The organism is Glaciecola sp. MF2-115 (assembly GCF_047250385.1).
GTDB lineage: Bacteria > Pseudomonadota > Gammaproteobacteria > Enterobacterales > Alteromonadaceae > Glaciecola.
This window is the reverse complement of the sequence record NZ_JBLBVM010000038.1, coordinates 53,331-77,180: the sequence shown is the minus strand read 5'-3', so window position 1 is coordinate 77,180 and position 23,850 is coordinate 53,331. Positions and strand designations below refer to the sequence as shown.

16 protein-coding genes are annotated in these 23,850 nt (G+C 41.9%); 5 read left to right on the top strand and 11 right to left on the bottom strand.

Annotation, left to right across the window (positions count from 1 at the left end; all coding sequences use genetic code 11):
* Positions 1-173: 173 nt before the first annotated feature.
* The 6 genes from prsR to ACKLNX_RS03290 form a co-directional block, all read right to left on the bottom strand.
* Positions 174-1,535: a PEP-CTERM-box response regulator transcription factor gene (gene prsR / locus ACKLNX_RS03315; protein WP_412971212.1), complete on the bottom strand. Its 1,362-nt coding sequence runs from the start codon at positions 1,533-1,535 to the stop codon at positions 174-176.
* A gap of 12 nt (positions 1,536-1,547) precedes the next feature.
* A complete protein-coding gene (gene prsK, locus ACKLNX_RS03310) occupies positions 1,548-3,584 on the bottom strand; it encodes an XrtA/PEP-CTERM system histidine kinase PrsK (protein ID WP_412971211.1) in 2,037 nt (678 codons plus the stop codon).
* The gene (locus ACKLNX_RS03305) at positions 3,584-4,708 is read right to left on the bottom strand and encodes a beta-ketoacyl-ACP synthase III (protein WP_412971210.1); all 1,125 of its coding nucleotides are present in this window, start codon (positions 4,706-4,708) and stop codon (positions 3,584-3,586) included. The genes prsK and ACKLNX_RS03305 overlap by 1 nt, the downstream gene beginning before the upstream one ends.
* Positions 4,709-5,609: 901 nt before the next feature.
* On the bottom strand, positions 5,610-7,436 hold the full coding sequence (locus ACKLNX_RS03300; protein WP_412971209.1) for a choice-of-anchor I family protein: 1,827 nt from the start codon (positions 7,434-7,436) through the stop codon (positions 5,610-5,612).
* A gap of 147 nt (positions 7,437-7,583) precedes the next feature.
* The gene (locus ACKLNX_RS03295; protein WP_411693144.1) at positions 7,584-8,495 is read right to left on the bottom strand and encodes a LysR substrate-binding domain-containing protein; all 912 of its coding nucleotides are present in this window, start codon (positions 8,493-8,495) and stop codon (positions 7,584-7,586) included.
* A gap of 25 nt (positions 8,496-8,520) precedes the next feature.
* Complete coding sequence (locus tag ACKLNX_RS03290) at positions 8,521-9,789, bottom strand: inorganic phosphate transporter (protein WP_412971208.1); 1,269 nt, start codon at positions 9,787-9,789, stop codon at positions 8,521-8,523.
* A 650-nt stretch (positions 9,790-10,439) separates the two neighbouring features.
* Here ACKLNX_RS03290 and ACKLNX_RS03285 point away from each other — a divergent pair.
* The 3 genes from ACKLNX_RS03285 to ppx all read left to right on the top strand — a co-directional run bounded on the left by ACKLNX_RS03285 (position 10,440) and on the right by ppx (position 14,631).
* The gene (locus ACKLNX_RS03285; RefSeq protein WP_412971207.1) at positions 10,440-10,943 is read left to right on the top strand and encodes a glycine cleavage system protein R; all 504 of its coding nucleotides are present in this window, start codon (positions 10,440-10,442) and stop codon (positions 10,941-10,943) included.
* A gap of 91 nt (positions 10,944-11,034) precedes the next feature.
* Complete coding sequence (gene ppk1 / locus ACKLNX_RS03280; RefSeq protein WP_412971214.1) at positions 11,035-13,101, top strand: polyphosphate kinase 1; 2,067 nt, start codon at positions 11,035-11,037, stop codon at positions 13,099-13,101.
* Positions 13,102-14,631, top strand: a complete 1,530-nt coding sequence (ppx, locus tag ACKLNX_RS03275) for an exopolyphosphatase (RefSeq protein ID WP_412971206.1) — start codon at positions 13,102-13,104, stop codon at positions 14,629-14,631.
* Positions 14,632-14,756: 125 nt separating this feature from the next.
* Here ppx and ACKLNX_RS03270 read toward each other — a convergent pair whose 3' ends face one another.
* The 4 genes from ACKLNX_RS03270 to tkt all read right to left on the bottom strand — a co-directional run bounded on the left by ACKLNX_RS03270 (position 14,757) and on the right by tkt (position 20,036).
* Positions 14,757-15,656, bottom strand: a complete 900-nt coding sequence (locus ACKLNX_RS03270) for a fructose bisphosphate aldolase (protein ID WP_412971205.1) — start codon at positions 15,654-15,656, stop codon at positions 14,757-14,759.
* Between the two features lie 125 nt (positions 15,657-15,781).
* On the bottom strand, positions 15,782-16,951 hold the full coding sequence (locus tag ACKLNX_RS03265) for a phosphoglycerate kinase (protein ID WP_412971204.1): 1,170 nt from the start codon (positions 16,949-16,951) through the stop codon (positions 15,782-15,784).
* A 20-nt stretch (positions 16,952-16,971) separates the two neighbouring features.
* A complete protein-coding gene (gene epd / locus ACKLNX_RS03260; RefSeq protein WP_411693150.1) occupies positions 16,972-17,994 on the bottom strand; it encodes an erythrose-4-phosphate dehydrogenase in 1,023 nt (340 codons plus the stop codon).
* 47 nt (positions 17,995-18,041) lie between these two features.
* On the bottom strand, positions 18,042-20,036 hold the full coding sequence (gene tkt / locus ACKLNX_RS03255) for a transketolase (RefSeq protein WP_412971203.1): 1,995 nt from the start codon (positions 20,034-20,036) through the stop codon (positions 18,042-18,044).
* Positions 20,037-20,574: 538 nt separating this feature from the next.
* Here tkt and metK point away from each other — a divergent pair.
* The gene (gene metK, locus ACKLNX_RS03250; RefSeq protein WP_412971202.1) at positions 20,575-21,726 is read left to right on the top strand and encodes a methionine adenosyltransferase; all 1,152 of its coding nucleotides are present in this window, start codon (positions 20,575-20,577) and stop codon (positions 21,724-21,726) included.
* 87 nt (positions 21,727-21,813) lie between these two features.
* Positions 21,814-22,626 carry a M48 family metallopeptidase gene (locus ACKLNX_RS03245; protein WP_411693153.1) on the top strand — a complete coding sequence of 271 codons (813 nt, stop codon included), beginning with the start codon at positions 21,814-21,816 and terminating at the stop codon, positions 22,624-22,626.
* Positions 22,627-22,685: 59 nt separating this feature from the next.
* On the opposite strand, the gene ACKLNX_RS03240 is transcribed toward ACKLNX_RS03245, so the two are convergent.
* Entirely contained in the window at positions 22,686-23,507 is an 822-nt protein-coding gene (locus tag ACKLNX_RS03240) for a mechanosensitive ion channel family protein (RefSeq protein WP_412971201.1), read from the bottom strand.
* Between the last annotated feature and the right edge of the window lie 343 nt (positions 23,508-23,850).

Here is a 23,850-nt window from a genome sequence, read left to right as displayed (position 1 = left end):
TAACCTTCTGCTTTGGTTTACCGCTTAATTATACTAAATACACACATTGACTTGGATCACCTGCTAAGACTGTTTGATCATAAGCACAGCCTACTTAGTTCAAAAGGTGATCAAAACGGAGTTTTCACACAGTCTGGGATGGAAAGTGCCAGATTAAGTTTTAGTTAATCCAACTAAGTACTCGCCTTCAAGTCATCCAAATGATATTTCTCAATCAACGAATATAGCGTTGGTCGTGTCACACCAAGTAGCTCTGCAGTTTTAGAAATGTTTTGTTCAGACTGATGATAAGCCCGCCTAATAGCTTTACTCTCTGCAAGTTCGCGCACTTCACGAAGGTTGAGCACCATCGGCTCTGATTCTTTCGCCTTCGAAATGAGACCAAGATCATCAGCAGTAATGACTGTACCTTCAGCCAGAACAACTGCAGATTTGAGTTTATTTTGTAACTCGCGGATATTACCTGGCCAAGGATGGTTCAGCATCGCCTCTACAGCCTCGTCGCTGAATCCCTTCGTCTTCGTACCATATTCTTCTTTGTATTGATTCAAGAAGGTTCTAGCAAGCAACACGACGTCGTCATCTCGTTCACGTAGGGGTGGTATTGAGATAACAATCTCTCCAACACGATAATACAAATCTTCACGGAAGTTTTCTTCTTTAACCATACCTTGCAGATCGCGGTGAGTTGCACACACAACACGAATGTCGACAGGAATTTCACTTCGCCCACCTACTCGTTCGATTACTCTTTCTTGCAAAAATCGCAACATCTTTGCTTGTAGACCTAAAGGCATATCACCAATTTCATCTAAGAATAAAGTACCGCCTTGGGCTGTTTCAATTTTACCTAAAGTGGTTTTGTTCGCACCTGTAAAAGCGCCCTTCTCATATCCAAACAATTCACTTTCTAGTAAATTTTCTGGAATTGAAGCACAGTTAATTGCGACGAAGGGTTTGGTTTTACGATTGCTGTGTTCGTGGATACTTCTAGCAAAAACTTCTTTACCCGTGCCACTTTCACCTAAAAGCAAAGCGGTAATATCTGTAAGCGCTATTTTTTCAGCTTTTCGGCTAATAGCTTGTATGGCATCACTATTGCCAATGATGCGACCCATAGATGAGTTAGATGTGCTTAACAACCTATTCTCGCTTTCTAGTTCTGCGAGGTTTAATGCACGTTTGATCAGAATGTTGATGGTGTCGGAGTCAATTGGCTTTTGATAGAAGTCGTAGGCGCCCATGCTGATTGCTTTTAAGGCATTTTCTTTTTCATTATTTCCAGTCACAACGATAACTTTCGTATGTGGTGACAAAGCCATAATTTCTTGAAGTGTTTTCAAACCTTCGGATGCATTGGCAGGATCTGGCGGTAAACCTAAATCGAGAGTGACTACAGTGGGTTCAAAGCGTCTAAGTTGCGCGATTGCTGAACTACGATCTGCAGCAAAAACGGTATCAAATTCAGACAATGCCCATTTCAATTGTTTTTGAATACCTAAGTCATCATCTACTACTAATACTTTATCCATCATTGCGCCTTGTTGTTATTCCGTCACAGGTATACTTAATGTAAATGTCGTTCCTTGCCCAAGCTCACTATCAACTGCAATGACACCACCTATTTGTTCAATATAGCTCTTCGCGTCATAAGCACCAATACCCATTCCTGCGTTTCCTTTCGTTGTATCAAAAGGTTTAAATAATCGCGTTTCTATGAAGTCGGCGGACATACCTTCCCCATTATCCTTGATTGTAACAACTATATTGTCTTGGCCATTCGCACTGACTCTACCAGCATCAATCAACACATAGCCATCATTTTTTGTGGCCTGTTGTGCATTGTTGATAAGATGATACATGACATTAGCAAATTTTTCGGCATCTATTTGCACTAATAATTCCGACTCACAGCTGACCGCAGGGATTGGCTGAACACCTTGGCAACGCTTCTCCACGACACTGTTTAAAAGTTGAGCAAGATCTGTCTGTAATTGCCCATGACTTGGACTTGTTTTCTTCTCCGTCAATTGCTTAAGCATTTTATCCATTCTGCTTTTAGTATGCTCAAGCGTCTCAAATGTATCATCAATAAATTCAGGGTTGGATTTATGCTGTTGAGCATTAGCAAGGATCAAATCTATTTGCGCCATGACGTTTTTTAAATCATGCAATACAAAAGCTGACATTCTGCTAAATGCGGCAAACTGAGCGTTCTCAGCTAAAGCTTGCGCTCCTTCAAACTGGAAAATATAATTCGAAACCTGTGCTGTCACGGCATTTATGTAATCTCTTAACTCCCAGTTCAAAGACTTAATATGCTCACTCTCAGCGTCTAGCAGTGCCATGCCCCATAAAGTTTCATGACGAAAAATGGGAACAACAAGTTGGTAATCAAATGATTCCATGAAGTAGCTCTTGTCGCTTAATTCGTCATATTGATGGGGTTTAACTCGAAGCTCACTGATGTCGATAATCCATCCTTTTTGGTCAAAAAAGGACTGCAACAGTGTCATTTTAGAAGCATCATATTGTCGTGACCTTCCACCATCAATTGCCGCTACCTGCTGCCATCCATTTTTATTTAACTTCAACAACACACCACTTTCATATTCTACTGCTTGCAGCATTCCGCTAAGTGATGTTTGATATACGCCGGTTAAACTATCTTGTTGCTCACTTAAAATGTCCGTTAACTTCACCCATTCAACGCGATAGTCAAATTGGTTCGCGTAGAAATGCTTGGTTATGAAAACTTTTATTTTGGTTCGAAAGTTATGCGAAATAAATAAGCTGACCAATAAGATCAAGGACACGCCTACAAGCACAAACTGCAGAGGATAACTCCAAGAGCCTCCCATGAACTTGACCAAATAACCAACCATAGCCATTAAGAACAGATAACCACCGGCGACCAAAAGCAGCGTACTGTGCAACACGACATCTCGACTCACAAATATCGCTACCCCCCAATAACTTATGCGACGAATGGCAAGGATCAGGAAAGGCAAAAGAGCAACATAAATATAGCCCCTAGCACTTACATAGTTCTCGCCAATTTGATTTATCATTGTGGCATTTGCATAAGTAACAAAGTCCCACAAGCTTAAAGCGCCTAGAAATAATATGAGGGGCTTGTAAGCCCATTTAAGCTCTCCAGCTTGGCGATACACCAACTCCAAAACAATGAGCATTTGTAGGGCAATGAGAGTGTGTAATGAGTACTGCCACAAGTATGGAAGTGTGGAAGTAAATGCTGTAATTATCGCTATACTTGGCAAGACCAATAAGGACAAGCTGATTGGTCGCAAAATGATTTCTTTAAAGGAACTAAAATCTGAACGCAAACAGGCTGCGAGAAATAACACCCATACCCATTGTCGAATGGCATCTGCAGCAAAGAAATGGCTAATATGAGTTTGCCAACCTAGCAAACTCACATTGCTCGCAGCCCATAAGCATGTAATGAGTGTCGCGGTAACCAACAGGTACTTTGCAATACCTGACTTACGTCCTGTAAAAAGCAATAACAGTAAGGCAAAGTAACCTAAAGCTGCAATTGCATATCCTATGTCTGCGAACATTATCGTTTTTGTACTAGTAAGCTACCAATTGAATAGCCTGCTCCAAATGAGCAAAGAATACCGTAGTCGCCTTTTGCCAAATCATCGTTGTACAGATTAAAAGCAATCACAGAGCCTGCAGAAGCGGTATTAGCATATCGATCAAGCACAATCGGCGCTTCCTCTTTAGTCGCTTCTCTGCCAAGTAAGCGCTTGCTTATCAGTGTATTCATGTTGATATTTGCTTGATGTAACCACCAGCGAGTTAGGTTCTCTGGCGTTAGATCATGCTTCGCCAAATGCCCTTTAATATGTTCAGCCGCTAGAGGACAAACATCTTTAAACACTTTACGACCTTCTTGATGGAACAACTTATCCGCACCATAAGGGTCTGTATCGTTTGCTCGGTTTAAATAACCATGGTTAGAACGAATGTTACTTGAAAACTGTGTGAATGCTTTCGTCGACAACACGTTGTATGCATTGTCGCTAGTCACCGTATCTTCTGACTCCAAAATAACGGCAGTAGCTACATCACCAAAAATGAAGTGGCTGTCGCGATCGGTATAGTTAATCTGTGGGGACACTAACTCGGGGTTAATCACTAGAACAGTCTTTGCTGTTTCAGCTTTAATCATTTCGTAGGCACGATGCATTCCAAACGTTGCTGCGGAGCAAGCCACGAGCATATCAAAGCCAAAGCCTTCAATGCCAAGCTCAGCTTGAACTTCAATTGCAATCGCTGGATACGAACGTTGTAAATAAGCACAAGACACAATGACAGCATCGATATCTTTTGCTGTTTTATTAGCTGCCTTCATGGCTTTCTTTGCTGCTTCTACAGCAATTTCTGCTTGATTCGAAATTTGCTCATCGCTACGCTCGGCAATGACAGGGCGCATGCGATTGATATCGAGAACACCTTCTTTTTCGTAGATAAATCGACTTTTGATCCCGGATGCTTTTTCAACAAATTCTGCACTTGAATGTGGCTTAGCCTGAATTTCGCCAGACTCTATTTTGTCTGCATTCTCTGCATTAAACTTGTCTGCATAAGCATTGTAGCAGTTGATGAGTTCTTCGTTTGAAATGCTGTGTTGTGGTGTCCACAATCCGGTACCACTCATAACCACTTGTTGTGTCATGTTTTCTGCCTTTTAATTTTTGCATTAGCTTAGCGCTTTATTTCATAATTGTCATTATTGCATTAGCCCGCAACCTACATCAACCGATCTTCGCTCTTCCATTGCCACAACTTAGCTCTTCGATTACGACAACTTAGCTCTTCGGTTGGCAACGCAAGCATTTCCCCAAGGCTGGCCGCTAGAAAGGCGCTGCGAGCACATCCATGTGGCGCTTGGCAATCGGCGTCCTGCCGATTGACACTTTCTAGCGGCCAGCCTTGGGGAAATACTTGCTTTGTGGTGGAATTCGGTTTTGAGGTTGTTTCGTGTCAGATCTTGTTTTGAATTTCGATTCTGGGCGTGTCTCACATTCGGCAAATTACTGGGTTTCGGTTTTATGCTTGTCTCACTCGGAAAAGTCCTACCTTTAGGCTTTGAAAATGTTTCGCATTCAGTTTCGTTCTCTCATCGCTATAGATGTTGTTTTACGTTTTTCTCAATGTCTTTTCTTGGGTTCTGCCTTCGCTGCTGAATAGGAACATGAGGTTTTTCAAAAAAAGAGTTTAAAAACGTTCTAAGATTTTGCTCGTCTACTAATTCAGACTTTAGTAGGAATGATTTTAGAAGCATCGTTGAGCACAATATAAAACTAAAGATGCCAAAACAGAAACGTTAAAAAACACAAAAAATGAAAACTAACCTAACCTCAAACTCAGAGCGAGCATTCCCTAATACTTGGCTTCAAAAAGTGTCAATCGGCAGGACGCCGATTGCCAAGCGCCACACGGACGTGCTCGCAGCGACTTTTTGAAGCCAAGTATTAGGGAATGCTCGCGGTGCCAGTTCAACGAGTTACATAAATAGCAGACATAAAAAAAGCGCAAACGCTAAATGCGATTGCGCTTTGGTTAGGTTTTGAAGCTTAGTTTGGTGTTACTTGATACACGCTAACTGAGCCACTAATTTGATTACCAACAACAATTAGCGCTTCGTCTGTTGCGCTGTCTTCAGCGTTGACGAAAATGATACTTTCAGGTGCAAGGTCACCAATAACGTCGTTGACTGTGCTTCCTTCGGTTAAATCGCGGTTGATCACGTAGTCAGCAAAGAATGCGTCAAATGGGTTGGTGACGTCATATACGAAAATACCGCCCATCGTTTCAGAGCCAATAAACGCATATGTGCGGTCGCCGATTGTGCCAACAGTGATGGCATCAGGCTCTGGGCCTTTGCTTGCAGAGCTAGCATCACCTTCGTTTACCGCTTCAGCGTTGTTAAATTGCGCGCCATGAACAGATGCAGTGATGCGTTCGAGCTCTTCACCAGAGTCAAACACAACTAAGCCATTTTGGTCCCAAATAGTGAATGAACGAGCACCGTAGCTATAAGCTGACTCGTATTCGTCATTGCCGTCAGCATCACCCAGAACGCTTGTCACACTAAGGTCATTCAAACGACCGTCCATTTGCAGAGTTTCCAATGCTGAGCCTGCTTCGGCGCTTAATTCGCCGAGGCTGACTTTATCAGAGTAGGCAAGACATCCTTTAACAGCATCATACGCTTGGCCGTTTGCCGCCGTACACGCGGCTTCATCAGCAACGTCAAAGTAATACTCTCTAGCTTGGCCTTCATTCGCAGTTACTAGGAATGTTGCGCCTTTCCATTCATAATTTGCAACAGCATCTGGCATATACACGCCGTTTAAACCTTCGTACTTATCGAAGCTAACAGCGGCATTTGCTTGACCATCGAAGTTCAAACCAGACCAACTCTTGCTGCCTAAGCCCATCACTTCAACAGATAAGTCTTCGAGATCTAAAATTGCTAGGCCGTTATTTTCTTGCAAAGTAATATAAGCTTTTTTGTTTGTTGCAGACACAAACTCTGGCTCAAGATCTTGAGCAACGGTCGTTGTTATTACATTACCGTTTATTGTCATGCCATTTGGATTTGGGAAGTGCATGCCTTGTGCTGCTAAGTCCGCTTCAGTGCCATTTAGTGACGCGAAAGTAACCATCTCTGCAGTTTCTTCAGGTTCGTCATTAGCTAGAATATCGATAACAGAGAGTGAGCCTTCTGGGTCGATAGAATAATCTCCATTTGGCGCGCCTTCGTTCGCTACGACTAACTTGCCACCGTCGGGTGAAAACGCAATCGACTTCGGCATAGCACCAACTTCAACGCTATCTAAGAAAGCGGGAGCACTGTTATCTAAACCGTTGTAAAAAAGTATAAAACCATTATCTGTGCTAGTTGCCGCAGGAACTGCTACTGCCAATAAATTATTAGAGATAGCGATACTAGTTACGCTGCCTAATGCCACTGTGCCAGCAGTTGCAGGCAAGTTAATGGAAGACACACCCATATTGATTGAGCTAGTTGGGTTTGTAAGTTCAGTAGATGTTATAGAGCCCGCTGTGATGAGCGCGATACTATTATTTGAAGAGTTAGTTGCGTAAATGGTTTTGGTTTCTTTATGGTATTGAACAGAATCAGCTGAACCTTGAGCGCCTAAAGATGCTCTTGCTACCAGTGATAAAACAACGCCTGTGGAAGCATCTTCGCCATCCTGACCATCTTGACCGTCTTGGCCATCTTCGCCATCACCACCATCAGCGCCGGGATCACCTTGTGGGCCTTGAGAACCAGTTTCACCAATGGCGCCATCGTCGCCGTCCAAACCACAACCTGTCAGGAAAAATCCCATAGCAAGGGCTAAAAGGCTTATCTTAAATTTTGACTGTAACATCTATTGTTCCCTCAATTTATTTTTATATTAAAGACGATACCACTAAATAGTTTGTTTGTTCAATGACAACCGCATGTGAATGTAGCTTTTGCCCACCTAAAGCAAGCAATCGACTAAAATAACTCAACGACAAAAAATGAGTACTATCTAAAATATGTCAATTGGCTGTGGGAGTAATGGTGCTACTATTTTTGCAACATTTCGAAAAAGTTGAATTCGCGTTGTTCCATTGCGCCACACGAGCCCGATGTCTCTAAACGCATTATCTTCTGCCGGTAAACTAACCACATTTGTAGCATTCAATATGTTTTGATTTAACGCCATTTCTGGCAAAAAAGTATAGCCCATCTCACTGTTTACCAGCGATACGAGAGTGTGCAGACTATTAGCAGTAAGCGAACTCACTTGTTCTTTATGCTTTAAACCACAAGCGCTTACAGCATGCTCAGTAAGACAGTGTTCTTTTTGTAGGAGGAAAATACTGTCTTTTGGCAGAGAGTCGACAGAAGGCGCTACATTTAGATCTTTTGCGCTATTTTTGTGAGCAATTAAATGAAAGGGATCATGGCCTAAGGTAAGCTGACGACAACCAGGGGTTTGCATTGGCAAAGCAAGAATAAGAAGATCTAACTCTCCATCCCCTAACCTTCCCAATAAATTGTCAGTGGTATCTTCGTGTAATTGCAGATTGATATCAGGCAAGTTTGCATGAATTGTTTTAATCAAGCCTTCAAAAAGAAAGGGAGCAATCGTTGGTATAACACCTATTCGAAGTGTCCCTGACTTCCAGTCACCTGCCGACTCTGCAAACTCTATCCATTCGTGAGTTTGGCTGAGTAAGAGCTTGCTCTTTTCAACAAGCGCTTCACCAAAATCAGTAAACACAAAGTTTTTATGCTCACGTTCAAGAAGTTGTTGCCCAATACTATCTTCAAGATTTTGCACCGCCGCACTTAAAGTAGATTGACTAACATTGCACTTTTCAGCAGCACGATGAAAGTGCTGCTCTTTATGCAGCACTGTCAAATAGTATAAGTGCTTAAGGTTTGGCAGTTTCATGCAGGCAATTTATACCAACAAAATACTAGACGCCAAACGAAAGCGTTAGGATAAAGAAGAAGATAATAGACAAGGTTGCGCCTGCTGGAAGCGTCACAACCCACGATATAATTATGCTTCTAATAACCTTCGCGTTTAAGGCAGCTACACCTTGAACAATACCCACACCTAACACAGCACCAACTAAGGTTTGAGTGGTAGAAATTGGCAAGCCAGTTCCTGAGGCGATTAATACTGTTGTTGCAGCAGCAAGTTCAGCGGCAAAGCCTTTGCTTGGCGTTAAGTGAGTTATGCCTTGGCCAATGGTTCTCATCACACGATGACCAAATAAGGCTAAACCAGCGACAATGCCTAAACCACCTAGTGGTAATATCCACCATGCGAGTTCTGCTTTGCTGAGAATTACGCCATCATTACCTACGACACTAACCACTGCAGCCAAAGGACCAATTGCATTCGCAACATCATTTGAACCGTGGGCAAACGCCATACAACAAGCAGTCAATACCATCAGAATCGCGAATATCTTCTCAACACTTTTAGTTTGTTCTTTATTAGTCGCTGATGTATCGATATGTAAACGTCTAATTAGGATCATTCCAATAATGCCAACTGCAACACCAATAGCCACTGCTAACATGTAGCCTTGATCCGTAGGTAAGCCTAAACCGACATGCTTAAGACCCTTCTTAATTGTAACGAGTGACATGATAAAACCCGCGAGTCCCATATAGATAGGTACATATTTAACTGCATAAATAATGGGTGTTGCGCGGTCTAAGATAAGTTTTTTGGCACTAACGAAAATGATAATTGCAAGAATTGCGGAAAGCGCTGGCGTAACTACCCAACTGCCAACAATCCCGCCTACCTTGGCCCACGCAACGGCGCTTGGGCTAACACCAATTGCGGTAAAACCAACAATGGCACCTATGATTGAGTGTGTCGTTGACACCGGCCAGCCGAAATAGGAAGCAACCGCTAACCATATTCCTGCAGCGAGCAATGATGCAATCATTCCTAACACTAAGTACTCTGGTACGTTCGTAAAATAAGCAACATCTATGATACCTTTGCGAATCGTCGATGTTACTTCGCCGCCTGCAAGATAAGCGCCAGCGAACTCAAAGACCATTGCAATTAGAATAGCTTGCTTAAGTGTGATTGCTTTCGAGCCAACGGATGTTCCCATTGCGTTTGCAACGTCATTGGCACCGATACCCCAGGCCATGATAAATCCGACGAATCCAGCCATAAGAACTAACTCAAAGCCGTAATTAGTAATAAGTTCCATAATTTAAATGTGCCTAGTGATTGGGGAAGTAAATGATGATTTAAATTGGATCAACCTTGTCGTGGCTAACCTAAGTACGCTAAAAACGCGCGAATAAATGTAAACAAAACTGAATATCATAGTTGTGCTTCATAATTAAGACGTCGCTATGTTACAACATGTGAAAATGAGCGCAAGCACTCGCAAAGGGAATTTAGTTTATTTTAGGTGTTTTTTTACTGTTTCTTTTATAAAGAAATACTGTTCTTAATTAGAATCCCTTTAAGGGGTTTGTAAATAAACAAGTTTTTACAGCAATCTAGGTTTGGTTCTCGCGCAAATTTGCCGTAGCAAGGTTCGGTATTTTAGTTTTGCTCGTAATCGAATAATATGTCCCTGCAGTTTTTTTGAACAAACAAAGGTGACTTTAAACAGTTACTGTGACATTCAATTTATATTTGTTGCTTTACTCAACCCTCTTGAGCTTGACTCCCCTAGTTGCATTGCGGTTAACTCATAAATACTTTTACAAGTAGCTATTTCTTACTTACCTACAACTTTTCAAACTACGAGCACTTTTAAGAATGTGAAAAAGCTTAGTAATCACGGAATGACTTGGCGCCTCTTAGGCACTATACTCAAGACAAATCAACAATTAAGGAAAGTTCTATATGCAGGCAATGGTACTCACACTAATTGGCAAAGATAAACCAGGTTTGGTTGATGAAATAGCAAAGTGCATTATTGATTCCGAAGGCAACTGGCTGAAAAGTAGCTTTTGTCAGCTTTCTGGACAGTTTGCAGGCTTTATTGAAGTGATGATCCCGCAAGAGAAGCAAAACGATTTAGTACATGCTTGTCATCAACTTGCGCATTTGCATATTACACTTGTGCCTTCTCATGCGCATGAACAATCGTTAAATGCAAAAGCCATCATCCAAGTAACTGGCAATGATAGACGAGGAATTGTTAGTGATATCACGTCAGTGTTGAAAACATTTGATATTAACATTACTGAAATGACCACTAATTGTGAAAGCGCTCCTAATTGGGGAAGTCCTTTATTTACTGCTAAGGTGACGATATCAGTCGCCAAATCAATGGATTTAGACAAAGTAAAACTAGCTATCGAAGATATCACCGACGATTTAATGGTAGAAATTGAAAAAAGTTAGAGTAAAAAAATAAGTTTGGCCAAAACAATGCGCCTTCAGGCCCGGCATTTTTTCAATGATATTTTATGAATAATTTTTTTGAGTATTTATGATGGACAACGAATTATACTATCCGAAAGAGCTTAGCTGGCTATCCTTCAATGAGCGAGTGCTGCAGGAAGCTGCTGATGAAAGCAATCCAATCATAGAACGTATTCGCTTTTTAGGCATATATTCCAATAATTTAGATGAGTTTTATCGAGTCAGATTTGCCGATGTAAAGCGCCAAATTACCATCTCCAATAATGATGGAAATGAAGAACAAGCTGCTGTTTATGAGGTTCTGCTAAAACGTATCCAAGAGAAAGTGCAAAAGTTATCTCACCGCTTCGATATTATTCATAAGGACATTACGAAAACATTAAAAAAATATAACATTCATATTCTCCGTCATTCTGAGTTAAGTGAAACTCAACTTGTGTGGGCAAGGAAATATTTTAAAAGCAAAGTTCTTCTGCATGTCGCGCCTATTTTATTAGATAATAAAGTTCAGTTAATACAGCGTTTGAATGACAGTTCAGTATATCTCGATGTCGCTTTGAGAAGAGAGGGACGCAACACTAAGTACGCCGTTGTAGAAATTCCAACTAACGCGATTAGTCGCTTCATTCTTTTGCCACCTGAAAAGACGAAAAAGAAAAAACAGATCATCTTGATTGATGATCTGATCAAGCTTTGCTTATCCGATATTTTTACTGGCTTCGTTAAGTTCGATACCGCCGATGCATTCTCGTTTAAAATAACGCGTGATGCCGAATACTCAATTAATGACGAGATTGATGAAAGTTATGTTGAGAAAATGTCCGAGGGCATGAAGCAACGACTGATTGCTGAGCCGGTTAGGATTATCCACGACGATGGCATGCCTGATGATATGATCCAAGACTTGCGCAAACGTTTAAGGATTTCATCAGCAGATACTATTCAAACCGCTGGGCACTATCGAAACTTTAAAGATTTCATCGGCTTTCCAAATGTTGGCCGAAGCTACCTCGAGAACCCTGTTCTACCAGAGATTTCCAATAAGGCATTCTTAACACATGATACGGTCTTTCAGGCTATCGCAAGCAAAGACATTTTGCTGTACTACCCATATCATGAGTTTTTGCATGTAACGGAATTCGTGCGGCAAGCGGCGTTTGACCCGCAGGTAAAACATATCAGATTGAACATTTATCGCGTAGCGTCGCAGTCTCGTATTATCAACTCCTTAATAGATGCCGTAGACAATGGTAAAAGCGTCACCGTAGTGGTTGAGTTGAGAGCACGATTTGACGAACAAGCCAATATCGATTGGTCGAAGCGAATGACGGATGCGGGCATTAAAGTTGTTTTAGGCAACCCTAGCGTCAAAATTCACAGTAAACTTTGCGTAGTCTCACGAGAAGAAAGAGGTGTGATGAAGCACTATTCGCACTTCGGTACAGGTAATTTCAACGAGAAAACAGCTAAAATTTATACTGACCTAAGTTTGTTTACTTGCAATGAAGAACTTGCCTTAGAATGTATTCAAGTGTTTGACATGATCCAGAATCCATTCAAGAAAATGAAATTCCAACACTTGCAACTTTCGCCAATCAACGCGCGTAATAAAATACAATCTTTGATTCGACAAGAGATACAACGTGTTACTGAAGGTCATAAAGGCAGAATAACACTCAAGATAAACAATCTAGTTGATAATGAGTTAATCGATAACTTGTATCATGCTAGCCAATCAGGTGTGAAAATCAGAGCGATTATCCGCGGCATGTGTGCCCTGATTCCGGGTGTTAAAGGTCTGAGTGAAAATATTCAGGTGATTAGTATTGTTGACCGTTATTTAGAGCACCCAAGAATTATGGTGTTTGAAAATGGTGGTGACAAGCGAGTTTATATCTCATCCGCCGATTGGATGACGCGCAATATGGATCATCGGATTGAAGTAGGCTGCCCGGTGTATGATCCAGACGCAATAAAAATGATTGAAGACCTGTTGGACATTCAATTTAAAGACACACTAAAAGCACGCGTGATTGACCGAGATCAGGTTAATAACTATGTGAAACGCGGCAATCGCAAGAACTTGCGCTCCCAAGTTGAAATTCATAATTATCTTACTAAAAAGGAAGCACTTTAATTGCAGACTTTAGAAAATGTGTTTGAAGATGTCGAGTCCCGCGACATCAATCTTTATGCTGCGCTAGACATTGGTTCGAATAGCTTTCATTTGGTTATCGCGAGAGTAGTCGCAGGCTCATTGCAAACAGTTCAGAAAATCAAACATAAAGTGCGACTAGCTGAGGGACTAAACGAAAAAAATATTTTATCAGATGAGGCTATGGAACGCGGACTAAGCACCTTGCAGAGTATGGCTGATAGTATGCAAGGTCTCGAGCCGTCCCATGTGAGAATAGTCGCTACTCACACTTTGCGAAAAGCGCGCAATGCAAAAGTATTCTTATCAAAAGCCCGTAAGGTATTCCCTTACCCAATTGAGATTATTTCTGGCCCAGAAGAAGCTCGCTTAATTTATATGGGGATTGCCCACACAACGCAAACTGAAGGTAAGCGTTTGATTGTCGATATTGGCGGAGGTTCAACGGAGTTTGCCGTTGGTGAAGACTTACTTCCAGCTGTTTGTAAAAGCGTGCAAATGGGCTGTGTTAGCTACCAACAGCGTTATTTTGAGAATGGCGTAATCACTAAAAAAGCGTTTCAATCCGCGATTACTAGTGCTCGACAAGAAATTGAGCTAGTCGTTGGTAACTTGAAACGATTCACATGGGAAACGAATATTGGTGCTTCTGGCACCATTCGCTCAATTTGTGCCGTGTTAACAACACAAGCACAAAGTGAGAATGATGTAGCGATTACAAAGGCAGGCTTGAACGACTTAATGCAAGCTTGCTGCGATATTGGTGATGCCAACAACTTAGATTTACCCGGCTTGACAGATGATAGAAAACAAGTGTTTGCAGCAGGCCTGAGCATATTAATTGCGGTTTTTCGTAGCTTGAATTTAGAAAAAATGGAAGTAAGCAGTGCAGCCTTGCGCGAAGGAGTACTATATGAAGCCCACGATACTGGAGTAAACAGCAATATCAGAGAGCGAACTGCGCAAAGTCTAGCGACGCGTTACGATGTGGATACTCGCTTTGCGAAAAAAGTGTGGGCAACCTCAATTAAGTTATACGAACATGCTGCCGATGCATGGAAAATTAATACCTTAGATTTACGACATCTATTGGCTTGGTCTGCTTTGCTGCACGAAGTGGGTTTGCAAATAAACTCCAGAGGAGTGCAACGACATTCAAGTTACATAATTGAACAAACAGATTTACCCGGTTTTAACCAAGAGCAACAGAAATTGCTTGCCACATTAGTTCGTTATCATCGCAAGAAAATAAAGCTTGCCGAATTACCTACCTTTGTTAACTATAGTGAAGCTGTCGTTTTAAAGCTTCTGATACTGCTTAGGTTGGGTATTGTGTTAAATATTAATCGTCAAGAAAATCAATTGCCTGAATTTGGTGTTGAAATAGTTGAACAAAAAATAATTCTGAGTTTTCCTGAAAACTGGTTTGATTTGTCTCCCCTGTTGCTAGCTGATTTACAGCAGGAAAATCGATATATTGAAGCGACAGGAATGAGCATTAAAATTAAATAGAAGGTAGCATTCAGTCGATAACTGAGCGCTTAATAAAATTCGATTCATTTATAGAACAACTAAGAAAAAGGGGAACACTAATGCAGTGTTCCCCTTGCTTTTTTAATCTAACCAAGTGTATTAATTTAGGTGTTTGAAGCCTGGTAAATACCTTCAATTGCAGTGTTTAATGTTGCATTGAATTCATCATCTGTTTGCTGAAAAGACACACCTTCAGTTAATGCACGAGAGAAACTGGCGATCATGCCGTGGTTCTCGCTTAATCTCTTATTCGCCACATCGCGAGAGTAACCACCGGACAAAGCAACAACCTTAACTACTTTAGGATGCGCTATGCACTCTTTATAGAAATCAGCGGTTTCAGGTAAAGTCAGCTTTAGCATGACATGCTGGTTGTCAGTTAATGCATCCAGTTCAGACAACAGCGCCGCTTTAAGCACCGCTTCAGCCTGTGCTTTCTCAGGGCTATTGATATCCACTTCAGGTTCAATAATCGGCACTAGGCCCGCAGCTAAAATTTGCTTCCCAACTTCAAACTGCTGAGCAACAACTGCTTTGATGCCAGCTTCATTTGCTAGCTTAATCACTGAGCGCATTTTAGTACCAAAAACGTCTTGAGCATTGGCTTTCGCAAGCAAGTCATCCAAACCAGGCATCGGCTTCATCAACTGAACGCCATTAGCTTCATCTTCTAGGCCTTTGTCGACCTTCAAAAATGGAACCACGTTCTTCTGTTGCCACAAATAATGAGCGCTTGATAAACCTTCTACTTCACGGTCCAGTGTGTTTTCAAACAAAATTGCACCTAAAACTCGCTCACCTGTAAAGGCTGGGCTGGTCATAATTCGTGTGCGCATTTGATGCACGCAAGTAAACATCTCTTCATCGTTAGCGTAAGCTGACTCATCAACACCATAAAGCTTGAGTGCTTTAGGAGTGCTTCCTCCACTTTGATCCAATGCGGCAATAAAGCCAACTTCATTTTTTACTTTTGCCAACATGGCTTGTTGTGCTTGAGATGTCATCTAACGCTCCTAGTTTCTGTTTGTGTACTTTTTGTGCTCATGAATACTATGTTATCTTGATTTTATCCTGCTTACCACTTCTAGATTAATGGTTAACCAAAGTTACAACCAAGCGCCCTGCTTTTTTAATCTCTGTCCAATATCGCGACAGCTGGCAATGTCTTACCTTCTAAAAATTCTAAAAATGCGCCGCCACCGGTGGAGATATAAGATACTTTATCCTCTATGCCATATTTATCAACTGCTGCAAGAGTGTCACCACCACCAGCAATCGAAAAGGCGTCACTTTCTGCTATTGCCATTGCAAGCGCTTTAGTGCCTTCGCCAAATTGATCGAACTCGAAAACCCCAACTGGGCCGTTCCAAACTATCGTGCCCGCATTTTTGATTATTTTAGCGAGTGTTTTTGCGGTTTCTGGACCGATATCAAAAATCATATCGTCGTCATTCACTTCATTCACTGCTTTTAAGCTTGCTGGCGTAGATTCGGAAAACTCTGTTCCCGTCACAACATCAGTTGGCACTGGGATATCTCCGTTATTATCTTTAGCAGCCTGCATTAAGCGTTTTGCCTCTGGGATTAGGCTCTCTTCAACGAGAGATTTACCAACGTTATGGCCTTGTGCAGCGATAAACGTATTTGCAATACCACCACCAACAATAAGCTGATCCACTTTGCTTGCTAAGGATTCAAGCACAGTTAACTTGGTTGATACTTTAGAGCCACCAACAATAGCGACTAATGGTCTTGCAGGATTATCCAAGGCCTTGCCTAAGGCTTCTAGTTCAGCTGCGAGCAATGGTCCTGCACAAGCTTCAGGCGCAAATTTAGCAACACCATGAGTTGAAGCCTGAGCTCTGTGAGCAGTACCAAAAGCATCCATTACAAAGACATCACATAACGCGGCATATTGTTTAGCTAATGCTTCGTCGTCCTTCTTTTCGCCAATATTGAAACGAACATTTTCAAGAACAGTCACTTTTGCATTATTTAGGCTTAGGCCATTAAGGTAATCTTTCGCTAGCACAACACCGCCATCGAGTGCTTTATTCAAATAATCGACAACTGGCTGCATCGTAAACTCGGGGTTTGATTCCCCCTCTGTTGGGCGACCTAGATGAGACATCAACATTAAGCTTGCACCTTTTTCTAGTGCTAGTTTAATAGTAGGAAGTGATGCACGGATCCTAGCATCAGAAGTAACGACACCATCTTTCACTGGTACGTTTAAGTCTTGTCTAATCAGCACTCGCTTCCCTTGTAGTTCTAAATCTTGCATTTTGCGAATGGTCATAAACGTCTCCTTTCAGACTTTTAATTAATTGAATTGTTAAGTTGATGCATATAGTACGCAGTATCCAGCATGCGATTCGCAAAGCCCCACTCGTTATCGCACCATACTAAGGTTTTAACTAGTTGCTTGTGACTCACTCTGGTTTGAGTGCCATCGACAATTGACGAATGTGGATCATGATTGAAATCAACAGATACTAATGGTTCTTCAGTGTAGTCAATAATTCGTTTTAATTCACCATGCGCACTTTCTTTGAGAACCGAGTTCACGTCACTGACCGTCACTTTGTCACGTAAGGTAACACTTAAGTCCATGGCGGTAACGTTAATGGTTGGTACTCTTACCGCTATCGCTTCAAACTTGCCAGCAAATCGCGGGAGAATTCTTTCGATACCGGCAGCTAAGCGCGTATCGACAGGAATGATAGATTGACTTGCAGCTCGTGTTCGACGTAAATCGGGATGATAAGCATCAATGACTTGTTGATCATGCATCGATGAGTGGATAGTCGTGATAGTGCCACTTTCGACACCAAATGCTTCGTCTAGCACTTGAATGATAGGAACGATGCAGTTAGTGGTGCATGAGCCATTTGATACAATCACGTCACTGGATTTAAGGCTTTCATGATTAATGCCAAAGACGATGGTGGCATCCATATCCTGCCCACAAGGCTGTGAGAAAAGCACTTTTTGGGCGCCATTATTAATGTGTTGCTGAGCTGATTCTCTTGAACTATGAACTCCGGTGCACTCCAACACGATCTCAGCATTTACCTTTGACCAATTAAGGTTTTCTATTTCAGCTTCGTGAAACAGTGGGATCTTATCACCGTTAACGATTAAGCACTTATCGGTGTAATCGACGGTTCCTTTGAAGCGACCATGTGCCGTATCGTATTTCAGTAAATGTGCAACGCCTTCTGGCGAAGCAATCTCATTAATGGCCACAACTTGAATTTCTGAGTTGCGACCTGATTCGTACAGCGCACGCAGAACATTGCGGCCAATACGACCGAAACCATTTATTGCGATACGCAGCATTACACTGCGCTCGTTTTATGAAGCAAAGTTAACTGCGTTATCAAACCTTATTTCAGTCCTTTTGCAGCGTAATACACAGCATCTGCTGTAATGTTGAAATGAGTGAATAAATCTCCCGCTGGAGCAGACTCACCGAAGCTATCCATACCAACAACTTCACCGTCTAAGCCAACATACTTATACCAAGTGTCTTTCGCTAAAGCTTCTACAGCGACACGCTTGGTAACAGCTTTTGGCAACACAGACTCTTTATATTCTGCTGATTGACGATCAAAAACATCAGTACATGGCATAGAAACAACGCGGGTCGCCGTGCCCTCAGCATTCAGCTTCGCAGCGGCTTCATTAGCCAACTGAACTTCAGAACCGGTTGCAATCAGGATAATTTCAGGCGTGCTTGCGCTATCTAACAACACGTAAGCACCGCGTTCAACATCAGCTAACTGCTGAGCATTTCTGCCTTGCTGAGGTAATCCTTGGCGCGTGAATATCAAAGTAGTTGGACCGTCAGTTCTTTCAATTGCCGCTTTCCAAGCGATGGCAGACTCAACTTGATCACATGGACGCCAGTTGTCTAAGTTTGGTGTAGCTCGCAATGCGACAACTTGCTCGACTGGTTGGTGCGTTGGACCATCTTCACCTAAGCCGATTGAGTCGTGAGTGTAAACAAATATGCTAGGTTGCTTCATCAGGGCAGCCATTCTGACTGCGTTACGAGCATATTCCATAAACATTAGGAAAGTGGCGCCGTAAGCTTTAAAGCCGCCATACAGCGTAATGCCATTCATCATTGCCGACATACCGAATTCGCGTACGCCGTAATATAAATAGTTGCCGCTTGCATCATCAGCGCTAACGCCTTTGCTACCAGACCAAATAGTTAGGTTGGAGCCAGCAAGGTCAGCAGAGCCACCTAGTAGTTCAGGTAACATTGGACCAAAAGCATTCAATGCGTTTTGAGACGCTTTGCGTGTTGCAATGTCTGCAGGATTATCTTGCAGGCTACGAATATACTTTGCAGCTTCGTGTCCCCAAGTTTCCGGTAATGAATTGCTCTTTCTGCGAATAAATTCTTGTGCCAATTCAGGGTAAGCTTGTTGATATTCTGCGAACAATGCTTCCCATGCCGATTCAGCAACGGCGCCTTTTAATTTCGCATCCCAACCTGCATATACCTCAGCTGGAATTTCAAACGGAGCATGCGGCCAATCAAGTTCTTTTCTTACCAATGCAATTTCATCGTCACCTAAAGGTGCACCATGACAATCTTCTTTACCTTGCTTGTTTGGCGAACCAAAACCAATCACTGTTTTACAGCAGATTAGTGTGGGGCGTGTAGTATCTGCTTTCGCTTTTTCAATAGCCGCAGCGATTTGTTCTGCATCGTGACCATCAACGTCAGTGATTACTTGCCATCCGTATGAGTTGAATCGTTTTGGAGTGTCGTCGGAGAACCATCCTTCCACTTCACCATCGATAGAAATACCGTTGTCATCCCAAAACGCAATAAGCTTACCTAAGCCTAAAGTACCGGCTAGTGAACATGCCTCATGGGAAATACCTTCCATTAAGCAGCCATCACCTAAGAAAGTGTAAGTGTGGTGATCAACAACGTTAAATTTGTCACGGTTGAACTGTGCTCCTAAAACTTTTTCTGCAATAGCCATGCCCACAGCATTGGTGATACCTTGGCCTAATGGACCGGTAGTCGTTTCAACACCTGGTGCATAACCATACTCAGGATGACCTGGTGTTTTTGAATGTAATTGGCGGAATTGTTTCAGTTCTTCAATAGGAAGCTGGTAGCCAGTAAGATGCAATAGTGAATAAAGCAACATTGAACCATGACCATTCGACAAGATAAAACGGTCTCTGTTTGCCCAATTTGGATTTTCTGGGTTATGCGACATAAAGTCAGTCCATAAGACCTGAGCAATATCTGCCATTCCCATTGGTGCACCAGGGTGACCTGATTTCGCTTGTTGAACAGCGTCCATACTTAACGCACGGATGGCGTTGGCTAGATGACGACGTGATGGCATGAGCTCTCCTTGAAACTTCAATAACTTTTGCGATTGAGAAGTGCCTCATAAAGAGAAGCAGTTCTCAAATTGAGGCGTATCCCCAAATAAAGCAGGTATTCTCTTATAGTCGCTCACTTTGTTCAATCATTATTCGGGCTTTATATTCGTGTTTTAAGACGCACCTGGCATTTATTTAATCCAATTGACGATTGAGTGCGTAAACACGAATTAAGTTTACGGACTTTTAGACGTCTAGAAGTAAATCTTGGTAAATTACTAAAATTACTTTACAATGTGCACATAAAGTTTCGAACGTTGATTTTAGGGACACGATCCCCGTTAAAAAAGTCGATATGTGCATTGTACAAACAATAAATCACCGACTCAAAATAATGAGTACTGACATTTTCTTTATTGCCGATATCAGCCTGAAGCGATATCTATTATTAACAATTAAGAAAACCTAAGTAACTCATTTGGCGTTCGTTTTCACTTAATTAGAATGAAAGAAGTAGGCTCGACAGTGCCTTCTTTGCAAAAAATTATAGGATAATTCATGGCAAGTCATTTATTTACATCAGAATCAGTCTCAGAAGGTCATCCGGACAAAATTGCCGACCAAATTTCAGATGCCGTTCTTGATGCAATATTAGAGATTGACCCGCATGCACGTGTTGCTTGCGAAACCTTTGTTAAGACAGGAATGGTGCTTGTCGGTGGCGAGATAAATACCAAAGCTTGGGTCGATATTGAAGAACTCACGCGCAAGACCGTCAAAGAAATCGGTTATACGCACTCTGATATGGGCTTTGATGCCGATTCTTGTGCCGTATTGAATGCAATAGGCAAGCAATCCAATGACATTAATCAGGGAGTTGATCGTGCATCACCCGAAGAACAAGGCGCTGGTGACCAAGGCTTGATGTTTGGTTACGCGAGTAACGAAACTGAAGTACTTATGCCGGCCCCAATCACTTTTGCACATCGTCTTGTTCACAAGCAAGCAGAAATGCGTAAAACTGGCAAACTAAACTGGTTGCGCCCTGATGCGAAAAGCCAAGTTACTTTTGTTTACGAAAACAATAAGCCTGTAGGTATTGATGCGGTTGTCCTGTCAACTCAGCATTGTGATTCTGTTTCAAATAAAGAGCTACATGAAGCGGTAATGGAAGAAATCATCAAGCCTGTATTGCCGGCAGAATGGTTGTCTAACAGAACAAAATTTCATATCAACCCTACCGGACGCTTTGTAATTGGTGGTCCGATGGGCGATTGCGGCCTCACAGGACGAAAAATTATCGTAGATACCTATGGTGGCATGGCACGCCATGGCGGTGGTGCATTCTCTGGTAAAGATCCGTCTAAAGTGGATCGTTCAGCAGCATATGCGGGCAGATATGTCGCTAAAAATATTGTTGCAGCAGGTCTAGCAGAACGTTGCGAAATCCAAGTTTCTTATGCGATTGGTGTTGCAGAGCCAACCTCCATAAACGTTGAGACTTTTGGTACAGGAAAAGTCGCTGATGAGTTGCTAACTGCGTTAGTAAGAGAACATTTTGATTTGCGCCCCTACGGATTAATCACCATGTTAGATTTAGAGCGACCAATCTACAAAGCGACCGCAGCTTATGGTCACTTTGGCCGCGAAGAATTCCCTTGGGAAAAAACTGACAAAGCCGATGACCTCAAGCACGCTGCTGGGTTATAGTATTAAGAAAGGTAGTCGACATTAATTTAAAGAATACCTCCAATTTTGGGGGTATTTTTTTACTTAGACATTTTAAAAAGGAAGCTCATGAAATTTACTTTAAACCGTATTGCACTGGCATCGATGGTTGTTGCTACAACGCTGACAATTGCATCATGTGCCACTTCGCCAACAGGCCGTAATCAAGTATTGTTGTTTCCTGAATCACAACTGAGCGAAATGGGCGTACAAGCATTTGCCAGCATGAAAGAGAACATTAAAGTGTCTAATGTTCCTGTGCAAAATGAGTATGTGCAATGTATAGCTGACAGCATCATCGTTCACGTTCCAAAAGAAGTTTTTGATGGTGTTTGGGAAGTAGTTGTTTTTGATGATCCTCAAGTGAATGCATTCGCCCTGCCGGGAGGCAAAATAGGTGTTTATACAGGTTTGCTTGAAGTCGCCGTTAACCAACACCAAGTAGCAGCTGTAATGGGTCACGAAGTTGGTCATGTAATAGCGCGTCATGGTAATGAGCGCGTCTCTACTAACGCACTAATTGGCGTGGGTCAGGAAGTAGTAAATGCGGCTTTGCAAGCTAACGAAGTAGCCAATAGTCAATTGATTATGGGTGGGCTTGGATTAGGTTTCCAATATGGCGTGGCAATGCCTTTTGGGCGCAAACACGAAAGTGAAGCTGATGAAATTGGTCTTAGCTTGATGGCGAAAGCTGGCTTTAATCCTCAAGAGTCAGTTGAATTATGGAAAAACATGGCTGAAGCGAGCGGTGGCAATTCGCAGCCAGAGTTTTTCTCAACTCACCCATCACCAGCAACTAGAATTGATGATTTACAAGCAAAAATGAAGCCGGCTCTAGCGGCGTACAACGCAACAACAAATCGACCTAACTGTCGAAAGTAAGCTAAATTTTAAACAATAAAAAAGGCCCTGAGGGCCTTTTTTATTGTGACTAAAGACTTTTAGTCTGGTTTGTGCATATGCACGTCCATTTGTGGAAATGGAATTGAAATACCTTCAGCATCAAAGCGTAATTTAACGGCTTCTGTGAAGTCGAACATAAGTGGCCAATAGTCTGCCGAATTTACCCATGGACGAACGACAAAGTTGACACTGCTATCACCCAGTTCAGACACAGCTATTTTAGGTGCAGGATCAGCAAGTACTCGCTCATCAGCTGCTATCATTTCTTCAAGCACTCTTTTAGCTTTTAATAGATCATCTCCATAGCCGATACCAAATTTCATATCAACACGGCGTGTGTCTTTCGCTGAAAAGTTAGTAATATTTTCACCGTATATATTGCCATTAGGCACGATAATTTCTTTATTGTCTGGTGTCGTCATTATTGTAGAGAAAACACCGATACTCTTAACCGTACCAGCAACTCCACCAGCATCAATGAAGTCGCCCTTCTTAAACGGACGGAACACAAGTAACATCACGCCTGCAGCGAAGTTTTGCAAAGAACCTTGCAAAGATAAACCAATTGCTAAACCAGCAGCAGCCAAAATGGCAGCCAGAGACGTTGTATCAACCCCTAACTCGTTAAGCGCAGCAATGATAACGATAATCATCAAGACAGCATTGAGAATTGAACTGAGGAAGTTAATCAGCATCTCATCATAATGTGACTTCTTCATCACCTTGGAGAATGCTGAAACTAGAAGTTTGACAACCAATTTACCAATAACATAAATGACGATAGCCATCGCGAGGTCTATCGCAAATGGAATAATATATTCGTTTAGATATTTAGATATATCTATTTCTGAAAAATCCATGGTTCAAATCCTATATAATTTTTATACTTTTAAAATGGTTTGTAATAATACTTAACAAACTGTTTGCTAAAATAACACTTATCCTAGGTAAAACAAAATAAAGTACTCAACTATCGTGAAGTAAGTCATTGGAAACAGTGAGTTTGTGAAGGGCTTTTGTGGGAAGCTTTTGTGAGGAATAGTCATAATGAAATTTACGTAATTACTTTATCGATTTAAAGAAATAAAAACTTAATATATTAATTGTTGATATTTTCAGCTTTTTGACTACACTTACGAATTCAATCACCTGTATAAAGAATATACGATTCCTAAGCGCAGTAAAAGTGCCCAGCAAAAGTCC